Origin of the sequence: Lactococcus garvieae (assembly GCF_016027715.1) — a bacterium.
Lineage (GTDB): Bacteria > Bacillota > Bacilli > Lactobacillales > Streptococcaceae > Lactococcus > Lactococcus garvieae_A.
On sequence record NZ_CP065691.1, the window covers coordinates 664,090 to 683,683 of the forward strand.

Below are 19,594 nucleotides of genomic sequence, written 5' to 3' on the forward strand. Positions count from 1 at the left end.
TGTCTTTTGATTTGTGTCCTGAATCCTTTTTAGTGGAACTTCTTATCAGAGATTCTTTGCAGCAAGTTGCATTTGATTTTGATTACTATATACCATATTTTCTGGATTTTCCATTTTTTACATAAAGCAAATCTTTTGCTACATTTTTTTCCACGATACGCAAGAGACGAAGAAGTTCTGCTTGTTCTGCGTAACTTAAGCCTGAAAGAGCTTGAATTTCTGAATAATTTTCTTCCTTGATAAGCTGCTGATATAAGCTTTTTCCTTCTTCAGTCGTAAAAAGTCTTCTAACTTTTTTATTAGATGGATCAAGGGCTTTATGTACTAAACCAACATCAATAAGTCTTTTAACAGTTTTGGCCGTTGTGGTACGGTCAGTGCGCGTGATTTCTGCTAACTCATCATTGATAATGCCAGGATTTTCTGCAATGCGATTAAGATAAAGATAACTGCCATTATGTAAGCCAAGTGGTTTAAACTCTATGTTACTTATAGTAGCAAGCCCTCTAAATATATTTCCTATCTTTCTTAAAACTTTAGTCAACTGCCTCCTCCTCTGAGTCAAAGATATAATATTCTATTTTGAGTAGATGCAATATATCAAAGAGTTGGCTGCTTTTTATTACCATCGTCTGATCGGGGCGTCCTGGTGCAAAGACAAGTTTTTCTTGGAGAAGAAGTTCTTTGTCAATAATCACAGGTACCACCTCTTCATAGCCAAAAGGAGAAACTGCGCCAGCTTTTTGTCCTGTGAGACTTTCCATTTCTTCAGCAACGACTACGGATAACTTTTTTCCTACAAGTTTTTTTAGGGCTTTGAAGTCTGTTCGTTTTGTTGTAAAAGTGAAATAAATAAGATGCTTTCCTTGCTTGTCTTTCAAAAAAAGGCTCTTTGTTTCAGTACCTTGAAAGCCGTATTCCTCTTTCATTAAAACGGCATCTTCATTTGTATATATAGCATGATGATGATAAAGTTCAAAATAGATATTATTTTCTTCTAAAATCTTTTTTAAGTCAAGCATGTCTCTCTCCTTTTATTGAATTTTCTTTATTTTAACGCCATTTTATTGAAAAGTCAACATTACTAAAAGAGTGAAGTCTTAAATATAGAATAGTTTGAAATCTTTTTCACACAGTTATAGAGCTAAAATGTACAAGTAAGGGAGATAGAAGTAATAGATTAAATATTCAGTCATTTTATTAGCCTTTATTCTGTGAATTCTATACAATATAAATATAAAGCGCTATCATCAAAAGATTGGAGAATGATATGAAAGTGAACCCAATGAACAAAAAGTTTACCTTAGCTTCAGTAGTGTTACTTGCTGCGGTATCAAACATAATTATCCCTAGCTCATCTGTATGGGCTGTTACTACCACCATAAAAAACCAAGTCTCAAATGGAGAAGTTGTGATTTATGCGCAACAAGCTGGTCCCTCAAGTTCAACTGCTACAGGAAATGCGATTGGTAACAATGACGGTACACAGCAAAGTGCGGGAGAGTCCTCAACATCAACAGCCACAAATAATTTAACCATGTCTAACGTTGAATTCTCTGCAACAAAGATTACCCCAACAGGTGCTGCATCAGCAATGGTCAATAGCACAGGTGATGTCGTTCCATCAGCTTTTACATCTGATGCTGCTTCCAGAAAAATACAAAAAACTAATGTCAATGGTATGACTGATTTCACAGGCTTAACAGATGGTTATTGGCTTTTTCATCAGATTACTTTAGTTGGTGGTGTCCAAACCGTCAAAGACTTTATCGTCACGGTTAATACTTCTGATACTGCCAATAAAGGTCCTCTGAATGTCTATCCTAAGCAAGATATGTCAAAAGTTAAAAATCTTTTTGATATCGTTGCTACAAATGCCGATGATAACTATAACGGTAAAACGCCTAATGAACTTGTTTCTCCAAACGCAGATAATACGACTCTGATTGACACAAATGCAGCTGATGGCTCGAACACAACAACAGCAAGTGCTGGAAGCAGAGTAGGCTGGAACGTCAATACAACGTTTGATAAGTCTCAATGGACAAACACCTCAGACGTTGTTACTGCGCCTGACATTCCAGATAATGTGAAAGCTAAATTCACAATTGAGGATACTATTCCTACAGGATTTACTATTGGAACTCCATCCCTTAGAGCAGGGACAACTGCCTTAGTGCCCGAAACTGACTATACAATGACAGTAACAAACCAAGTTGTGTCAGTTTCTTTAACAACAGCTGGAATTAAAAAAGTTGCGGCTTTACTGGATTCGAGTACTCCTACAATTAATATGAACCTCTATATTCCTACAACAGTTTCAGGCACAGTTACTGCAGGTACCTATCGTGACAGTGCCAAAACAGTTATCACAAATGCCTATGGTGTAGATCTGAGCTCTACACCGAAGAATTCTTCTGTTAATATTGGTGGTGTTCAAATCACAAAGACGAATGGGACTGCAGCAATTACTGCTTCCCCATCGACTTTTGTATTGGTTAGAGCAAAAAATGAAGCGGCCGCTGATGCACTAGTGAAAAAATATGCTTCAGCATTCAATGGCTCAACATCAGAACTTTCGACTTTACCTGTAGCATATTCGGCAACAGAGAACGCATCATTTGTAGCCAAAGCAGATGGCTCAATAGCAGTAGAAGGTACAGGTACTTCAGGAGTTGCTACCTTCTCTGGTTTAAACCTTGTTGATACCAATACTGATACAGAAAATACAACGAACTATTATGCAGTCGAAGTAATTGCCCCAGATGGTTATCAATTGCCAACAGCTACAACTGCGGCCAATGTAACCAAAGTGAATGCTTCAACTACACCTTCAGCTCATAATAATGACATTGTAAATAACAGACCCTTCCCTCTACCCTTTACTGGTGGTGCTGGGATTGTAGCTATTGTCCTTGTAGCGGGTGTAACTGGCTTTGCTGCACTGGTTATACGTAAAAAGAAAGAGGAAGCAGAAGAAGACGCAAAATAATAGGGAACTAAGGGGGACGGAATGACGTACAAATCCAGCAAACCGACCAAAATAACGAAAAGAAATTTTTCGGTAAGGAATATTATTTCGACGGTTCTTTTGGTGTTTGCTTTAGGAATCCTGTTTTATCCAATAATCGTTAATTATATGGTTAGTCAGCAAAATAAAACTACGATTCAAAATTATAATCAATCAGTGGATAAAATGAATCCCCAAAAAGTCCAACAGTTGTTACAATCGGCTCATCTTTACAATCAATATATCTATACAAAAAGTCAATATAAGACTTGGGACAAACCTATCCCCGATTACGATGAGCAACTTATTACTGATAAAACTAAAGTTATTGCCTATTTAACGATCCCGCAGATTAAAGTTGAAAATGTTCCTGTATATAGTGGTGACAGTGCGGAAACTTTAGCAGCTGGTATAGGTCATATTCCACAAACAAGCTTACCCGTGGGAGGCCATAATACCCACTCAGTCCTCTCTGCTCATTCAGGTCATGTTAATAATACATTGTTTTCTGATTTAGAAGATTTGAAACTGAAAGATGTTTTCTACATTCATGTTTTAGATAAAACATTGAAGTATAAAATCATTGACCGTAAAATTGTTAATCCTGATGAGACGGATGCAATAAATATTGTCAATGGAAAAGATTTAGTGACTCTCGTGACATGTTGGCCAACAGGTATAAATAATAAACGTCTTCTTGTGACAGGCACACGACTACCAAACGATAGTAGACAACCTCAGGAACATATTCAACGTAACAAGTACGGCTATAACTTTTGGGTAATGTTACTTGCGAGCGCACTCGCTCTTGTGGCCCTTTACTTGATTATCCGAAATATATTTGGAAAGCATACTCATAATATGCGAATCGATAGAATTCAATTTGATGCTATCTACCAAGGAAATCAAACCATTGTCATCGCGTCTGCACGTCCAGCTCGTAATCCCTCTAGTAAATATAAGTTAAAGGATAAAATTGTTTTGACTGCCGCAGAAGTAATTCATTCACGAGATGTTCAAGGAAATCTTCAAGAAACACGACAGTATTTTACCAAAAAAGATAAGTTTACTTGGGAAAAAATAGAAAAAAGAAAATATGCTGAACAACAAAAAGGTGAGATAACTCGCGTTATTAGCGCTCAAGAGTTTAATAACTTGAAAGAAAACTCCGATAGTCTTCTTCCAACTTCCTTTATTGAAGCAGCAGAAAAATTAGCAAAGCAACGTCTAGGCACAAGTTTGCTTCCCGAAAATTATGTTTTCCTTGAAATTAAAGTAAAAAGGTAAACTTCTAGAAAGGATTTTGATGAAAAAAAGACTAAAATTAGCCCTGACATTCTTTTTTTCAATAACTATGTTAGGCTTTGGCATACACGCAGTCGGGGCTGATGAAGGACACACTCAAAAGTTAATCGTTGTAAAATATGGACTCAGCCAAAATTCAAACGGATTTTCTCAAAAACAAACAGATAATAGTGGTTTAAAAATTAATAATATAATAGTTGATGATTTGGGGAATCAACTAAAAACTGTACCTAATATTACGTATACAGTACAGAAGATTATCCCCCCAGGAGTGAATCCCATCCTTATCTCTGATTATTCAACATATACTGAAGTTGGTGCCCCCCTAAAGATTGTTACTGATCAAAAGGGAGTGGCGAGTGTCATCCTCGAGGATGGAAATTACATTTTGGAGGAACAGCCAAATAAAAATCAAGGCTTGACTCAGCCAGCAGATCCTCTGCTACTTGCTTTTCCAACTGTAGATGAGCTGGATGAAGTCTATATTTATCCTAAGTCAAGTGTTATTAAAACAACAACTGTTCCTCCAAAAAAGGAGTTGACCTATCGCCCACCACAGCATGTCCAAAATCTCCCGTCTACAGGGGAAATTGTTTCTTGGATTTTGATGATTCTTGGTGCAGTGTTATTAATGATTTTAGCAGTTACTCTTAACCATAGGGAAAAAGTAGACGAGACAACGATTCGTAAGTAATTTAAAGAAAGGATGAAGGTGAAGATTTTTGAGAATAAAGAAACAAGAAGCAGTAAATCGCACTATTGAAAAATTCACCGTGAACATCAGAAAGGTAAAGCAAGGAAGTTCATTAAAAAGAATTTTAAGACAAGAAATTTTTAAAATCCCACTCTATATAATGACTTTCCTTTTTCTTACTCTGAGTTCTCATTCACCCCTAAACTCTTTATTTCCTGAACCAACCCCCATCTCTGCTAAAGCGGCTATTACTCAGCAAACAGATGGGGCAGGCGTCACTTGGAATGTTATTACTACAGGTAATGATATCAACACCTTAATTACAACAGCTCTACCTGGCTCCACACTGAATATCAAGGCTGCCAACGATCTAACATTGGGACTTACAGCAGTAATACCTATAAATGTTACTTTAGTATTTGATATGGGTGGTCACGCATTATACAACTCTGGCACTGCAGTCATTACCCCTAGTGTGGGAAATAATATCACTTTTCAAAACGAGAATGTGGTTTCCACAGGCACTACCAATTCTAGAACAGTACCAAGTCCTCTTGGGATAGGAACTATAACAGGTGTCTATAACTATTACTATGGTCTCTTTAGTTCCAGTAATATATCTAATGTCACTTTGACTTATAAAAATGTAGTGCAAGACCTGCGAACAATAACAAACTGGGGGACAGGCGGACAACCTTTTTATAATATTGGTAGTTCAGTGAATTTTTCTGGAACAAATTATTTTAACTATAATTCAGGACAAGAATTTATGGAAGGGACAGGGATAAATGTGCTGGATGGTACCACAACGATTGTGCATGGGTCTGGAGGAAATGCTCCACTGTGGGCGCAATCTGCAGTTTCTATCAGTATCGCCTCAGGTGCGACTTTAGACTTCACAGGGAGCTCCACAGGCCGTGGGTTTATATATTTAGATAATAATCCTACTTTTACTATAAATAATAATGGTACTTTAAGATTAAGCATGGCTGGCCCAACCAGTAATAATTTTTATAGTAATACGGCGATGTCTGCCATTACGATGAATTATGGAACAAACTCCAGCAGCACGATTACCGCGCCTGGATTCTTTGACTACAATGCAACAAGTGGTGCTTTTAAAACAACAATTGGTCAAGGGGCAACTTTTGACTACAGCACAGGAAATACTACCAATACCTTTACTGGTAGTCCAGCAGCAACAGATAGCTTTACTTTGAATTCCTCTAAGCACGTAAGATTTAATACCAGCAAAACTTCTGGTGGAAGTATATTAGGAACAGATGCAAGCGCCATGCCCTTTCTCTTAAATGCAAGTGCACCAGCGGCTTATGCTATTAATGGCTACAATAGTTCAGCAGTTTCAACAATAACTGCAAGTTCCACAGTTGGTGCTTACGGAGTAACAGGCACATTTCACAGTAATCTGGCTGATTTGAACAAACTTGTAGGACAAAAGATTCCAACAGCTTCAGAAATCACTACTTACCAAAATGCAGCACAACTTGAGTTTAATTTGGTCTCACCCGCTCAAGCTAATTTTACTTATGCTTGGGCTGCAAATGTCCCTGGACAAAATAGTGTAGCCGGTACGTTGCTCGGTCAACTCCCCGCGCGTGTAACACAGCAAGGAAATGTAGGATCTGCTTTGCCAGCCCCCAGTCTACCAGCAGCACCTACTGGTTATTATATCTCTGGCTATAAAGCCCCTAATGGCACGATTTATAGTACTCTTTCTGCAGCCTTAGCTTCTGTAAACAATGTATTTGGGTCAAGTTCAAACACTGCCTCACCAGATATTTATACCCCCTCTACGAATGACTTTCAGGTTATTCTTAGTGCCCAGACACAAACCTTTTATATGAATTTTGGTTATCTGTTCATGAATTTTGGGAATGTTCCGAGCTTTCCTGCTAGTCCCTATGCTCAGTCGGGTCTGACAGGAGCGCCACTGGTTACCACTGGTTTAGCTACGGTAACTAATGGTTATCATTATTCAGCAGCAGTGAGCAGCAAAGGAACTTCTTGGGTGGATACCGCCAATCCCGAAACAGGAGCAGCGAATACACCGACACCTTATTATGCTAATATTAATGCAGCACTAGTTGCTGCAATTACTCAACAAAACGGGGGGATGTATTTTGGGACAACATCTTTAGCGAGTCCACCAACGATAAATATTCAAGGTGCCTACGATAATAACGTGATGGTGATGCTCACTGCAAATGCAGAAACTGCAAATTATACCTATGCTTGGGCAAATAACACGCCTGGTTATAATGGCAATCCAGGAAAAACCTTTGGAAATCTTCCCCTAGCAGCCACTTCAAAAGGCGGTTTCGGTGATACAATCTCTAGAAATACAGCCGGAGTAAACAGTCCAGGAAATACCTATTCAACTTTTGTAGCTCCGCCCTCAGATATGAGTTTAGCAGGTTACACGGTGACCATACAGGCTCCTAATGGTATCACCTATACGTCAGATCCAAATGCGGTTTCTAGTACAAACTTGGTCAAGTCTGCCACGCCAATCGCTGCGGCTACTCAAGCCAATGTCTTCAAGGATGGGGCAGCGGCGAACAACTTTATAATCACTTATATACCAGTTGCTAATAAAGTAACTTGGCACTATACTTTTGATTCCAGTGTTTCAAATCCCCCAAGTACTCCAGCTGATATTGTTCAGCCAGGGATTCTGACAGGCGCACCACTTATAAACCCAAATGCGTCTTCGCCTAATGGCTATTTTATAGAAGGATATCAATATCCCGGCGATACTAAAATATATCGTACGCTTACAGAACTACAAACCGTGCATAGCTCTGGGACAAGCGATATTACCATTAGTATTGTTTTAGCTAAAAATTTTGTTTTACCTTATACAGGAGGTAATGGGCTTCTCGGGATAATTCTTTCCTCAAGTATTTTGGCTATCCTTGCTTTAGTCGTTTATTTTTACAAAAGAAATTAAACGAAAAAGATGAATATTTCAAAAATCCGCACAATCTATAGGTGTGGATTTTATATTGCAAAGAAGTAGATAAGTGTATTTGTGAACAGATATTGGTATAATTAAAAATTATGACAAGAAAAAATATTTTGAAAGCTCATCGAATCGTGGTTAAAATTGGAACGAGTTCGTTGATTCTGCCGAATGGAAAAATAAATTTATCGAATATTGATGAACTGGCCTTTGTGTTATCTGATATTAATAACAGGGGTTACGAAGTAATTTTAGTGACTTCTGGTGCAGTCGGAGTAGGTCTAAATGTCCTTGGCATGGAAGAACGTCCGAAAGATATCGCTCAGCAACAAGCACTTGCTAGTATTGGCCAAGTTGAACTAATGAGTCTTTATACACAGATGTTCCGTCGCTACTCACAGAAAGTTTCTCAGTTGCTTTTAACACGGGATGTTACTGATTTTCCTATAAGTTCTGAGAATGCCGAGAACGCACTGAACGCTCTACTCTCTCTAGATATTATTCCTATTATTAATGAAAATGATGCTATCGCTGTAGAAGAAATGGATCATCAAACAAAGTTTGGAGATAATGACAAGCTTGGAGCGATTGTTTCTAAACTCATAGATGCGGACTTACTAATCATGTTGTCTGATATTGATGGTCTTTTTGATAAAAACCCCAATATTTATGATGATGCAGAAATTTTTAAAGAAGTACACGAGATTACGGATGAGTTGCGACAAATGGCAGGAGGCGCAGGAAGTCGTTTTGGTACGGGTGGGATGACTTCAAAGCTTGATGCAGCGCAGATTTTATTCGAAAATAGTCAAGAAATGGTTCTAACGAATGGTAAAAGAATTCGAGACATTCACGACATTATTAAAGGGCAGGAAATCGGTACTTATTTTTACCAAAAACTATGAGAAAGAAGTGGAAATATTATGATTGAAGAATTAGGAATAAAGATTAAATCAGCAAGTAAAGAAATTTCAAAATTATCATCGACAACTAAAAATACTTTTTTACTAAAATTAGCAGATTCTCTTGAGCAAAATACCGACAGAGTTATCTCTGAAAATAATCGAGATCTAGCTAAAGCTAAAGAACATGGTATTTCTGAGATTATGGTAGACCGTCTACGTCTATCAGCAAACAGAATTTCCGATATGGCATTAGGACTACGACAAATTGCTGAATTACCTGATCCAGTTGGACAAGTGCTGCAAGGCTTCACTAATCTTGATGGACTTAAGATTTTGCAAAAAAGAGTACCAATAGGTACCGTTGGGATGATTTTTGAAAGCCGCCCGAATGTAACGGTTGATGCTTTTTCGCTGTGCTTTAAAACGGGAAATACTGTTTTATTAAGAGGAGGTTCAGATGCACTTTTCTCTAATATGATTTTGGTTGAGATCATTAAGGAATGCTTGTTGGAACAAGGTATTAATGAAAGTGCCGTTGAGCTTTTGTCTGATACGAGCCATGCGGAAGCAGAAAAAATGATGCAAGCAGACGAGTACTTAGATGTGCTCATTCCTCGTGGTTCAGCTCGACTGATTAATAGGGTCAAGGAAAAAGCAACTGTTCCTGTGATTGAAACTGGTGTAGGAAATTGTACAATTTTTGTCGATGAAACTGCAGACTTAGATATGGCAGTTAAAATAGTAGTCAATGCCAAAACCCAGCGACCAAGTGTCTGTAACGCAGCAGAAAGCTTAGTCGTACATACTAAGATTGCTGCTGAATTTTTACCACAGTTAGATAAAGAGTTGAGAAAAGTACATGAAGTTGAATTTAGAGCAGACAAAACTGCTTTAAAAATCTTCCAAGATCATGCTGTACATTCAGCCGTTGCAGCAGGTATTGAAGATTTTGGAACAGAGTATCTTGATTACATTATGTCTGTGAAGACTGTGAACGACATAGATGAAGCTATTGAACATATCAACCGTTATTCAAGCCGTCATTCTGAAAGTATTGTAACTCACGATTATTTTAACGCTCAAAAATTTCAAGATGAGATTGATGCCGCAGCAGTATATGTGAATGCCTCTACACGTTTTACAGATGGTTTTGTTTTTGGCTTAGGTGCGGAAATTGGGATTTCAACTCAAAAACTTCATGCTAGAGGTCCTATGGGACTAGAAGCGCTCACTTCAACAAAATATTTAATTGATGGCAATGGACAAATCCGTTAATTTTCTTAATCAAAAGACAATCCTATGAGATTGTTTTTTTTTTATTACAAAAATGTAAGGGTAGTGAAAGGGAGAAGGTATAGAATATAAATAACTTATAAGTGAAAGAGAAAAGTGTTATTTTGTCGAAGTACTAAGAAAGCCTTGTGGATCATGAAAAAATACAAACATCAAAGAAGAAAAATACTCAATATACCCTTAATTATTTTACTGAGTACTTTGATTGGAGCAATTATGTTTATATTGGTTTATCAAAGAATGAAAGTCAGTCCGGGAACCCCCGAAATGCGCGTTATTGTGAAGAGTCCCGAAAAGTTAAAAGCAGAGTTAAAGATATTTCCCACGCTTTTTATTACTGGATCCAGTGGCACTCCTAAAAATAACATACAGCATTTGGTTAAATCGATTACAGCTGATAGGAATAACCCAGCAAAAACAGGTTTGACGATTATAGTAAACACCAGAGACAAATATAAAGTGAGTGTCTCTGGAAAAGTTGAAAAAGAGAATAAATTTCCGACGATTATCGTTGGCATGGATAAAGGTACAAATGACCACGAGATTTACCAGTACACTATAAAAGCTGTAATGGAGTATTTAGTCTCTCATTATAATATCCCTTGGTACAATATTTTAGGTTACTCTTCCGCTGGAGGTGGCGCAATGCGATATCTCATTAATTATTCTCAAGATAAAAATTTACCTCCTGTAAAAAAATTTATCGCTCTAGATGGCGAATTCAATAGAAAGGGGAAATTAAAAGCAAATGAGACTATGGAAAATGTCTACCAAGATGGCCCCATAAATAAAAGTGTCGACTATCGCTATTTTCAAGATAATTATAAAAAAATAGATAAGAATATAGAAGTTGCATTAATGGGCTTAGATGTTCCTAGTGGAGCACAATTTGACGGCGTTCTTCCTTGGTCAGATTTGTTTTCTGTTTATAACTTATTCAACAAAAATGGTAATAAGACAGAACGTTTTACTTTGAGCAATGCTAGAGGAGAAAATTATTCTCATGGTACTGTTTGGAAGATGCCCAAAGTACAACATTTTATTGAAAAATACTTTTACCAATAAGCTTACCAAAGTGTAAGATTATTGATTGATTATTTATAGTAAAATTTAAAATTATGAATGTTAAATATAAAGAACTATTAATTTTTTTAGGAAAAACATTTTTTTATCTTGTAGTCATTTTAGTTCTCCTTTATCTTTACTCTTACAGTAAGACCGGTGGAGCACACTTTATCTATAATGAATTTTAGAAGGGAGAGTCTATGAATATTCTTCAAAATATTTTATCAGTGGCAAAGAAACAGCCAGAACACTTTGCTATTTTGGAGTGTGAAGCTAACTATACTTATCATCAGCTACTTGATGCAGCATTCCAAGTTGCTACAAAAATAAATAAGCTCCCCGTATCACAACGGCCTATTCTTATTTTTGGAAAAAATGGTTTCTTGTCATTAGCTGCTATGCTTGGCGTTTCTCTTACAGGCCATGCTTACATACCAGTTGATGCACATACACCGTATGCACGCACTCTGCTTATTAATCAAGCTTCACAGCCTTCTATAGTGATTACGACAGTAAGTCTTGATGAATCTTTTTCAAAACTTTTTGATAATACGATAGATTTTACAGACTATGAGGAGAACAAAGATTTTAAACTCTCACAAATAGACTGTAAACAAGCTGTATCTGGTGATGATATAAATTATATTATCTACACTTCAGGTACGACTGGAATTCCTAAAGGTGTTTCAGTCACACATGATAATTTACTTACATTTACGCAGTGGATGAATACTGACTTTAGTTCGATTACTCATAATCATATTTTGTCTCAAGCTTTATATAGTTTTGACTTATCTATTTTTAGTTTATATCCTAGTTTGACAAGTGGAGGGACATTAGTTTCTCTAAGCCGTGAAGAGACAAGCAACTTTAAGCTACTTTTTGAACGACTTAATTCAAGTGAAATCAATACATGGGTTTCCACTCCTTCCTTTGTTGAAATTTGTTTGCTTGATCCATCATTTACAGCTGAAAATCATCAAACACTGCAGCAATTTATTTTCTGCGGTGAAGAATTGCCGCACAAAGTGGCAAAAAAACTTTTGGAAAGATTCCCTCAAGCTATCGTTTGGAATACTTATGGGCCAACTGAAACCACCGGCGCTGTTACAAGTATCCAAGTGACTCCCCAGCTCCTAAGCCATTATAATCGTGTCCCTATCGGGCTAGCAAAACCTGGAGTTGAAATTAAAATCATTGAAGATGAAATTATCATAACAGGAGATTCTGTTGCTAAAGGATATTTTGAAAACCCTGATAAAACAGCAGAATCTTTCTTCGAACTTCAGGGGAAATCAGCCTATCGTACAGGCGATTCAGGTTTCTTTGATGCGCATTCAGTTCTTAATTATAATGGACGTATCGATTTTCAAGTAAAATTTAATGGTTTTCGCATTGAACTTCAAGATATTGAAGCCCATTTACTGGAAATCGCTGAAATCGAAAAAGCATTGGTCATTCCCCAAAAAAATCAACAGGATAAGATTACAGGATTAGTTGCGGTTATTCACTCATCAGTGTGTTTTAGCAGCAAAGCAGAAGAACGTCATTTTAGTAAAACAATAAAAGCAAAACTCTCCAAGATGATTATGGATTATATGATACCCACAAAGTTTGTTTATCTTGACGAGTTTCCTCTTAATTCCAATGGTAAAATTGATCGTAAACGGGTAACTGAGCAAATATTTGGAGGTGACGGCTAGTGGAACCTTATGGCACGCCTTTTTACTTCGTCATCTTAGGTTTAGCACTCATCCCACTCGTTATAGCGCATTCCTATGGAAAAAAATGGATGGGCTACCAAGTTTTTTTGACGGTTGCGTTTCTTTGGCTAACTTTTGGAGGTAAGCTTAGTCTTTGGACCCTCCTTGGATTTGGGATATTTGAAACAGTTTTAATTAAGCTCTATGAGAGTTATCGACGAAATTCTAATCAGACTTGGGTATTTGTTCTTGCCGTTTTGGCATCACTTTTCCCTTTGATTATTGTTAAAATAACCTCCCTTTTAGACCCGTTGCACCCTCAATCTGTATTAGGATTCTTAGGCATATCCTATGTGACTTTTAAAACTGTAAGTCTGATATTGGAGTTGCGAGATGGTTTGATTAAAAAAGTTCCTCTAAAAGACTATTTTTACTTTTTATATTTTTTCCCAACAATATCTTCTGGACCCATTGATCGCTTCAGACGTTTTCAAAAAGAATTGAGCGCACCTTTAACTGATCAGTATTCGGAGTATTTAGGAAAAGGAATTTTCTATATTTTCCAAGGCTTTCTCTATAATTTCATCATCTCTTATTTAATTTCTCACTATTTACTGCATGGTCTTGCTATTAAAGCGACTGTACATCCCAATTTTTGGAATATGATGGGGAGTATGTATGCTTATGGATTTTATCTCTTTTTCAACTTTGCAGGTTACTCTCTCTTTGCTATGGGAGTTTCACTTATCATGGGTTATAAAATCCCCATCAACTTTAATAAACCCTTTCTTGCTAGAAATATCAATGATTTCTGGCAACGCTGGCACATTTCTCTGTCCTTTTGGTTTCGTGACTTTGTGTTTATGCGCTTGGTGAAATGGATTATGGTAAAGAAATGGTCAAAAAATATGGTGAGCATATCGAATGTCGGCTATCTTGTAAATATGTTTATTATGGGTTGCTGGCATGGTTTAACCTGGTATTATATTCTCTATGGAATTTACCATGCCTGCCTGATGATTATTTATGATGCTTGGAATAGAGCGAAAAAGAAACACAAATGGAACATTCCTGATAATAACGGGACACGAGCTTTAGCAGTATTCATAACCTTTAATGCTGTAATGTTTAGCTTTCTTATTTTTTCAGGAATACCAAACTATGCTATTATGTACGGACTAGAGGGTCCAGGAACCCCTTTACCTAACTTTTAAATAATAAAATGAAAGAAGAAAACAATGAAAAATGAAGTTTTAAATATAATAGAAGAAGTAACTGGAACAGACGAATTTCATGAAAATTTGGATATGGATCTATTTGAAGAGGGTATCTTAGATTCAATGAAGGCAATCATGCTTATTGTTGAGTTGGAAAATGCGTTCAGTTTAAGTCTGCCACCATCAGAAATGGATCGTGAATTATGGAATACAGCAAATAAAATTGCAGAGCGTATCAAGGAAAAAATGGATGAAGAAGGATAAAGTACTTCGCGAATTAGGACCGCTAATCACAGCACTGATTTTACTTGCTATACTCTTTTTTTCGCCCATATCTGTTTTTACAAAATTTAAAAAACAAGATCTCAGAGAATTGGCCGTAAATCCGAAAAATAGAACAACATTTGTAAGCGAGGCTATAAAATCACAGGCTTTTTCTGATACAAGTTATCTGCCCATTTTAGGCTCATCAGAACTGGAACACATTGATCCTTTTCATCCAAGTAGTTTTTTCATGAAAAATTACAAAGGATTCACACCCTTTCTAGCTGGACAGCCAGGCACACAATCCTTGACACATTTTTTCTATATGAATTCAGTTGAAAAGCAGTTACATGGCCGTAAAATTATTTTTATCATTAGTCCTCAGTGGTTTACACCAAAAGGAATCGGAAGTTCCGAGTTTAGTCAATTTGTTACTAAAGGCGAAATATACGCTTGGCTAAAGTCGGCAAAACCATCAGATAAAGCAACGCAAAAATTGGCACAACGCTTACTAAAATTTGAAAACTTCCCGGAAGATATTCTTATTTCTAATGCTTTGACATCTTTAGCAAAAGGGCAAAGACTCGATGCAATAACCTTAACAGCTATTAAAATTGCTAACCAGTTTTGGACGAAGCAAGATGCGATTTTTACAAGCTTATCTAAATTTGAAGGACAGCAAAAAGAGGCTTTTAAAAAAGTTAAATATGTAAGTGAGCAACTTCCGAAAACACAGGACTTCAATCAATTAGACCAAGCCGCGTATAGAAGAGGCAAGGAAAATTCATCAACTAATCAATTTCAAATTGCCGATCAGGTTTGGACGAAGAACTTATCCAAAGTTTTTGAAGAACGTAAAGAAGTTATGAAGGATGTAAGTTATCTTCAAAGCCCAGAATTCCTAGATTTTCAACAGCTTTTAAATCAATTTGCTCAAAACAGTAATGATGTACAATTTATTATTCCTCCTGTTAATGGAGCATGGTATAAGTACTCAGGCCTATCCTATGAAATGCTACAGCAATTTAGTAAGAAGATAAAATATCAATTAAACGCCCAAGGCTTTCATAATATATACGATATGACGGATAAATTCAGTGATAAATATTATATTGGAGATACCATTCATTTAAATGATCGGGGATGGGTAGCAGTGAACCATAAAATCGAAGAATTTATGAAACAAGCACCTGTAAGGAACTATAAAATAGATAATACTAAATTTCTGTCGAAAAATTGGCAGATAAACTCCTAAATACTTTAATAAAATTTTTGGTATAATTAGAATAAGAGGTATAATATGAAAAGACAAAATTTTTATTTTATTTTAGGAGTGATGGCAACGGGTTTGTTTACATTGAGTGCATGTGGTGCAAAAGAGCCTACCTCCATATCGAGTAGCAGCTCGAATGTTTCAAGGAGCAGTACCTCTCAGATCCCGAATGATTCTACAAAGTCAGAAAGCAATATTGAAAATGCGGAAGGGCTTTCTGATGAGTCTGCTGAAAAAATTAATGACGAACTCGCTCAATGGTTTGCTCAAAGCACTTATGGTGAAAAGAAGGCAATAGCTAAAAAAGGGCTGAGTTGGTATCATGGAGCAGGTTCTCCAACTATAGTAGACCTAGACACAGAGGATGGCAAACTCTTGCAAGGCATTTGGTGGATTGGTGGAACAAAAATGTCCGATATCACAGACCAAATAGCTTCCCTCGCTTATCCACCAAAAACACGGCAACAATTTCTTAATCAAATAAGTGAATATAAGTTTTCTCTCCTCGGAGTATCTAGAGAAATAAAAGATGAAAGTTCAATTGCGACTACGAATGGTTTCTCCATATACACTCTAGCTAATGGGGAAACTGGTATCATCGAGGATGAACAGGACTATATTTGGAAACACGTTCCAGCCAATGCTCAAAATGAAGCAAGTGCTACAGCCTATTTCTATCAAAACAACATTGTTAAATCATCTGATACAATAGCTGTTTATCCTGCTACGAATGGTATCGTTTATTTTAGTGATAAAAATAATTACACTGAAAAAGAGGGCTCTGTCGCTACACGTGCACCCAAAGATGTCCAAGAGGAATATCAGAACCTTATTAAGAAGTACAAGAAGCTGTAAAAGCTTTATATTGCAACAAGAAAGAGCCCGCTATATTCAATATAGCGGGCTCTTTTTTATTATATTCATTATTATAAAGCTTATGATATTAATCTACTCGACTATTTTCTGAAGTACCCTCATCCACTTTATCTTTTACTTTATCCACTTGTTTCGAAGTGAATTTACCTGTACTTTGAGCCGCATCCACAACGCGATCTTGAACGGTAACTTCGTCCTCTCTTTGTTGCTCTTTGGTCTTGATATCTGTAACTGTAACATTCACTTCAACGACATCTAAGTCGGTCATATTTGCGACTTCTTTACGGATAACATCTTTGATTTGATCATAAATCTCAGGAACATTTTTACGGTATTCTGTAATGACTTTCAAATCTACCGCAACTTGAGTTTTTCCAACTTCTACATCCACTCCTGAAGTCACATTATCAGTGTTCACAAGTTTGCCTGTTAAGTTAGAGAAGAAGCCACCTTCGATAGAGAGAAGACCATCCACGGTTTCTAGGGCCAAGCCTACAATTTTTTGAACGACTTTATCTTCATAAGTCAATTCACCTTTGATGTCATGCTCATGAGTTTGAGTATCCACTTTATCATTTTCGGCCATTGTTCCAAACGATTTCATGTTTTCTTGTACCATTAAATTCTCCTTTATTTATAAGTTATTTACGATTTTTAAGTTGTTCAATGATGCCTGTCTTTTGTAAAAATAAACCCGCCATTATGCCTAAGCTTATTAAAATCAAGAGAAGAATCATTTTCCAGAATCCAATTGTGAAGATGGCAATGGCTGCTATACCGCCGATAATGCCTCCAATAATTGGATATCGATATCTTTCTAGATAATCCATTGACACCTCCTATATTACACGAGAGCGGTTTGAACTCGCTTCTTTATTTATAGCATTCACTTCAACTTTTATTTTTACGGGTTGATCTACCCCAAAGAAAAGTTTTAAGCTATCAACTATTTCCTGTTCCAATAATTGAGCCTTCTCTGCGATATCTACCCGAGGGATGATCTCCCCTTTCACATCAATATCTATTTTATTTCGATGTAAAATAACATCAATGTTTGGCGATTTGAGGTAGTCGTTCTCAATAACTTTTTCACGAACAAGTCCCTCAATAGCAGAACGTTTTAAAGTAAGCTTTCCTCCCCGGTTGGAGAGTGTAATGTCTATATAGGTGCGAGGATAGAATGCAATGATGATCAAAGCTAAAATTAAGATACCCGCTAAGATAGCATTTCCCCAGAATAAGTACATAGGCATGTATTCCCCAACATAGAGAAGTTGGCTTGAAGTGCTCATCATGTCATTATACTCCACGACATTGTAGTAATCCCAAGCAACAGGCACCACAATGGAAAGTAAAAGGATGTCAAACACTATAAGTATAAATTTCTTTCCAGATGACACAGGGCCTCCTTTCTAGATTCTTTAACTCAATGATTCATTTTTGCAAGCACGAAGGAAACTACAGCAACGACGATTACTGCCCCAATGATTGAGGGGATAAGTGCCATTCCGGCTAAAGAAGGGCCCCAGCTTCCTAAGAGTGCTTGACCAACTGCAGAACCGACAAGCCCTGCTAAGATGTTCGCGATCCAACCCATTGAACCGCCTTTGTGAGTAATTGCTCCCGCAATCACACCAATAATAGCTCCGACAATTAACGACCAAATCATAAACCACCTCTTTTCTAGTATGCTCTTACATACGCTTCTAATAATAATCTAACACATCTCGAAAACGCATTCAAATAATTTGTCTTGTTATTTTAGAATAATCAAGGATAAAGCTTATGTTAAAACTATAAGATGGAATGTTCCGAAGATTCGCAAAATAAATTATTAGGATTAAAAAAATAAAAGTGATAGAATAATGTAAGGGTATTCATTTTTTAACAAAAGTCACTCAAGTATTAGAAAGAAGGAGAAAAATATGATACTAGGTTTTATTAAAGCAAACTTTCCAGGAGAACGACGTGTTCCATTACTACCAAAAGACATTGTTGATTTTGATAATCAATTGCTAGTTGAAACAGGCTTTGGGAGCTTATTAGACATTGATGATGCTGAATATGAGAAAGCTGGGTGTAAAATTTTATCCCGAGAAGAAGTATTTAAGCAATCAGATGCTATTTTTTCTTTGAAACTTATCCAGCCAAGCGACTATGATTACATCAAGAAAGGTCAATTAATTATCGGCTGGACGCATCCTTATGGCTCTGGTAAATCATTTATGAAAGATCAAGCTTACCCTAAAGAGCTTATTGTTGTGGATTTAGATAATCGTTACCCAGCGATTTATTATAAAGATGAGGTTATTAGAACGAATCTGCCTTCAGGAATACTCGAACGTAATAGTTTTTATGCAGGATATGCGGGCGTTCTCGATGCCTTGCTTAAATTTGGGATTTTGCCTGATGAAAGTACTAAAATTGCCGTACTTGGTTCCGGCAATGTTTCGCAAGGTGCGTTTCATGGTATTTCAAAATTTTCTTCAAATGTAAAAATGTACTATAGACGGACATTGCCAGTATTTAAGGAAAGTTTTTCTTCTTATGACATAATCGTAAACGGGATAGAAATAAGTGCTGGAAGCGAACCAATCTTGTCTTTAGATGATCAAAAGCATCTCAAAAAAGGTACTTTTATCATAGATACAGCAGCCGATGCAGGGAATACAATCGAAGCCAATCACTTTACCTCAATGGGGGATTCAATATACGAAAAAGATGGCATTTATTATTACTGTGTACCAAATACACCCTCAATTGCATACAGAAACGTAAGTGCATTAATAAGCAAACAGCTCAGTAAATATGTTTTTAAAGACAATGTGGATGTTTTTAAAAAGGCAATAAAATAACTCTGTAAACTAAGCAAAACATAATCCAATAGTACAGGTTATCGTACAGAAATATACGCATGAAAATATAATTTATTATTTGCTCATAAAATAATAAACAACTTATTTGTAGGAAGATTATGTATTTGTTAAAATGAATATGTTATTAAAT

The 19,594-nt window shown here is 36.6% G+C and carries 20 protein-coding genes; 14 read left to right on the plus strand and 6 right to left on the minus strand.

The window, feature by feature from the left end; translation table 11 throughout:
- Window positions 1-85 precede the first annotated feature (85 nt).
- Both I6G50_RS03410 and I6G50_RS03415 read right to left on the minus strand, forming a co-directional pair.
- The gene (locus I6G50_RS03410) at window positions 86-544 is read right to left on the minus strand and encodes a MarR family winged helix-turn-helix transcriptional regulator (protein WP_197909171.1); all 459 of its coding nucleotides are present in this window, start codon (window positions 542-544) and stop codon (window positions 86-88) included.
- Window positions 537-1,022 carry a YbaK/EbsC family protein gene (locus I6G50_RS03415; protein ID WP_197909172.1) on the minus strand — a complete coding sequence of 162 codons (486 nt, stop codon included), beginning with the start codon at window positions 1,020-1,022 and terminating at the stop codon, window positions 537-539. Before I6G50_RS03415 ends, I6G50_RS03410 begins: the two co-directional genes overlap by 8 nt.
- A gap of 248 nt (window positions 1,023-1,270) precedes the next feature.
- On the opposite strand from I6G50_RS03415, the gene I6G50_RS03420 reads away from it, so the two are divergent.
- The 13 genes from I6G50_RS03420 (at window position 1,271) to I6G50_RS03480 (ending at window position 16,567) form a co-directional block, all read left to right on the plus strand.
- On the plus strand, window positions 1,271-2,992 hold the full coding sequence (locus I6G50_RS03420) for a SpaH/EbpB family LPXTG-anchored major pilin (protein WP_197909173.1): 1,722 nt from the start codon (window positions 1,271-1,273) through the stop codon (window positions 2,990-2,992).
- A gap of 21 nt (window positions 2,993-3,013) precedes the next feature.
- On the plus strand, window positions 3,014-4,297 hold the full coding sequence (locus I6G50_RS03425) for a class C sortase (RefSeq protein WP_197909174.1): 1,284 nt from the start codon (window positions 3,014-3,016) through the stop codon (window positions 4,295-4,297).
- A gap of 19 nt (window positions 4,298-4,316) precedes the next feature.
- Window positions 4,317-5,009: an LPXTG cell wall anchor domain-containing protein gene (locus I6G50_RS03430; RefSeq protein ID WP_197909175.1), complete on the plus strand. Its 693-nt coding sequence runs from the start codon at window positions 4,317-4,319 to the stop codon at window positions 5,007-5,009.
- Window positions 5,010-5,037: 28 nt separating this feature from the next.
- A complete protein-coding gene (locus tag I6G50_RS03435) occupies window positions 5,038-7,980 on the plus strand; it encodes a beta strand repeat-containing protein (protein WP_197909176.1) in 2,943 nt (980 codons plus the stop codon).
- A gap of 110 nt (window positions 7,981-8,090) precedes the next feature.
- Entirely contained in the window at window positions 8,091-8,897 is an 807-nt protein-coding gene (proB, locus tag I6G50_RS03440; protein ID WP_081167947.1) for a glutamate 5-kinase, read from the plus strand.
- Window positions 8,898-8,915: 18 nt separating this feature from the next.
- Window positions 8,916-10,172 carry a glutamate-5-semialdehyde dehydrogenase gene (locus I6G50_RS03445; protein ID WP_197909177.1) on the plus strand — a complete coding sequence of 419 codons (1,257 nt, stop codon included), beginning with the start codon at window positions 8,916-8,918 and terminating at the stop codon, window positions 10,170-10,172.
- Between the two features lie 153 nt (window positions 10,173-10,325).
- A complete protein-coding gene (locus I6G50_RS03450; protein WP_197909178.1) occupies window positions 10,326-11,255 on the plus strand; it encodes an alpha/beta hydrolase in 930 nt (309 codons plus the stop codon).
- A 53-nt stretch (window positions 11,256-11,308) separates the two neighbouring features.
- Entirely contained in the window at window positions 11,309-11,443 is a 135-nt protein-coding gene (dltX, locus tag I6G50_RS03455; RefSeq protein WP_197909179.1) for a teichoic acid D-Ala incorporation-associated protein DltX, read from the plus strand.
- A gap of 12 nt (window positions 11,444-11,455) precedes the next feature.
- Entirely contained in the window at window positions 11,456-12,958 is a 1,503-nt protein-coding gene (gene dltA / locus I6G50_RS03460; RefSeq protein WP_197909180.1) for a D-alanine--poly(phosphoribitol) ligase subunit DltA, read from the plus strand.
- On the plus strand, window positions 12,958-14,172 hold the full coding sequence (dltB, locus tag I6G50_RS03465) for a D-alanyl-lipoteichoic acid biosynthesis protein DltB (protein WP_197909181.1): 1,215 nt from the start codon (window positions 12,958-12,960) through the stop codon (window positions 14,170-14,172). The genes dltA and dltB overlap by 1 nt, the downstream gene beginning before the upstream one ends.
- Before the next feature lie 24 nt (window positions 14,173-14,196).
- Window positions 14,197-14,439 carry a D-alanine--poly(phosphoribitol) ligase subunit DltC gene (dltC, locus tag I6G50_RS03470; protein ID WP_197909182.1) on the plus strand — a complete coding sequence of 81 codons (243 nt, stop codon included), beginning with the start codon at window positions 14,197-14,199 and terminating at the stop codon, window positions 14,437-14,439.
- Window positions 14,426-15,694: a D-alanyl-lipoteichoic acid biosynthesis protein DltD gene (dltD, locus tag I6G50_RS03475; RefSeq protein WP_197909183.1), complete on the plus strand. Its 1,269-nt coding sequence runs from the start codon at window positions 14,426-14,428 to the stop codon at window positions 15,692-15,694. Before dltC ends, dltD begins: the two co-directional genes overlap by 14 nt.
- 45 nt (window positions 15,695-15,739) lie before the next feature.
- Window positions 15,740-16,567: a hypothetical protein gene (locus tag I6G50_RS03480; protein WP_197909184.1), complete on the plus strand. Its 828-nt coding sequence runs from the start codon at window positions 15,740-15,742 to the stop codon at window positions 16,565-16,567.
- Window positions 16,568-16,655: 88 nt separating this feature from the next.
- Here I6G50_RS03480 and I6G50_RS03485 read toward each other — a convergent pair whose 3' ends face one another.
- The 4 genes from I6G50_RS03485 to I6G50_RS03500 are packed head-to-tail and all read right to left on the minus strand — an operon-like array spanning window position 16,656 to window position 18,257.
- Window positions 16,656-17,207 carry an Asp23/Gls24 family envelope stress response protein gene (locus I6G50_RS03485; RefSeq protein ID WP_197909185.1) on the minus strand — a complete coding sequence of 184 codons (552 nt, stop codon included), beginning with the start codon at window positions 17,205-17,207 and terminating at the stop codon, window positions 16,656-16,658.
- A gap of 22 nt (window positions 17,208-17,229) precedes the next feature.
- The gene (locus I6G50_RS03490) at window positions 17,230-17,418 is read right to left on the minus strand and encodes a DUF2273 domain-containing protein (RefSeq protein WP_003136918.1); all 189 of its coding nucleotides are present in this window, start codon (window positions 17,416-17,418) and stop codon (window positions 17,230-17,232) included.
- 9 nt (window positions 17,419-17,427) lie between these two features.
- Complete coding sequence (gene amaP / locus I6G50_RS03495) at window positions 17,428-17,988, minus strand: alkaline shock response membrane anchor protein AmaP (RefSeq protein WP_197909186.1); 561 nt, start codon at window positions 17,986-17,988, stop codon at window positions 17,428-17,430.
- 26 nt (window positions 17,989-18,014) lie between these two features.
- Window positions 18,015-18,257 (minus strand): GlsB/YeaQ/YmgE family stress response membrane protein, encoded by a 243-nt coding sequence (locus I6G50_RS03500; RefSeq protein WP_081167244.1) that lies wholly within the window; start codon window positions 18,255-18,257, stop codon window positions 18,015-18,017.
- 256 nt (window positions 18,258-18,513) lie between these two features.
- Here I6G50_RS03500 and I6G50_RS03505 point away from each other — a divergent pair, with 256 nt between their 5' ends.
- Window positions 18,514-19,443, plus strand: coding sequence for a N(5)-(carboxyethyl)ornithine synthase (locus tag I6G50_RS03505; protein ID WP_197909187.1), 930 nt, complete (start codon window positions 18,514-18,516; stop codon window positions 19,441-19,443).
- Window positions 19,444-19,594: the final 151 nt, after the last annotated feature.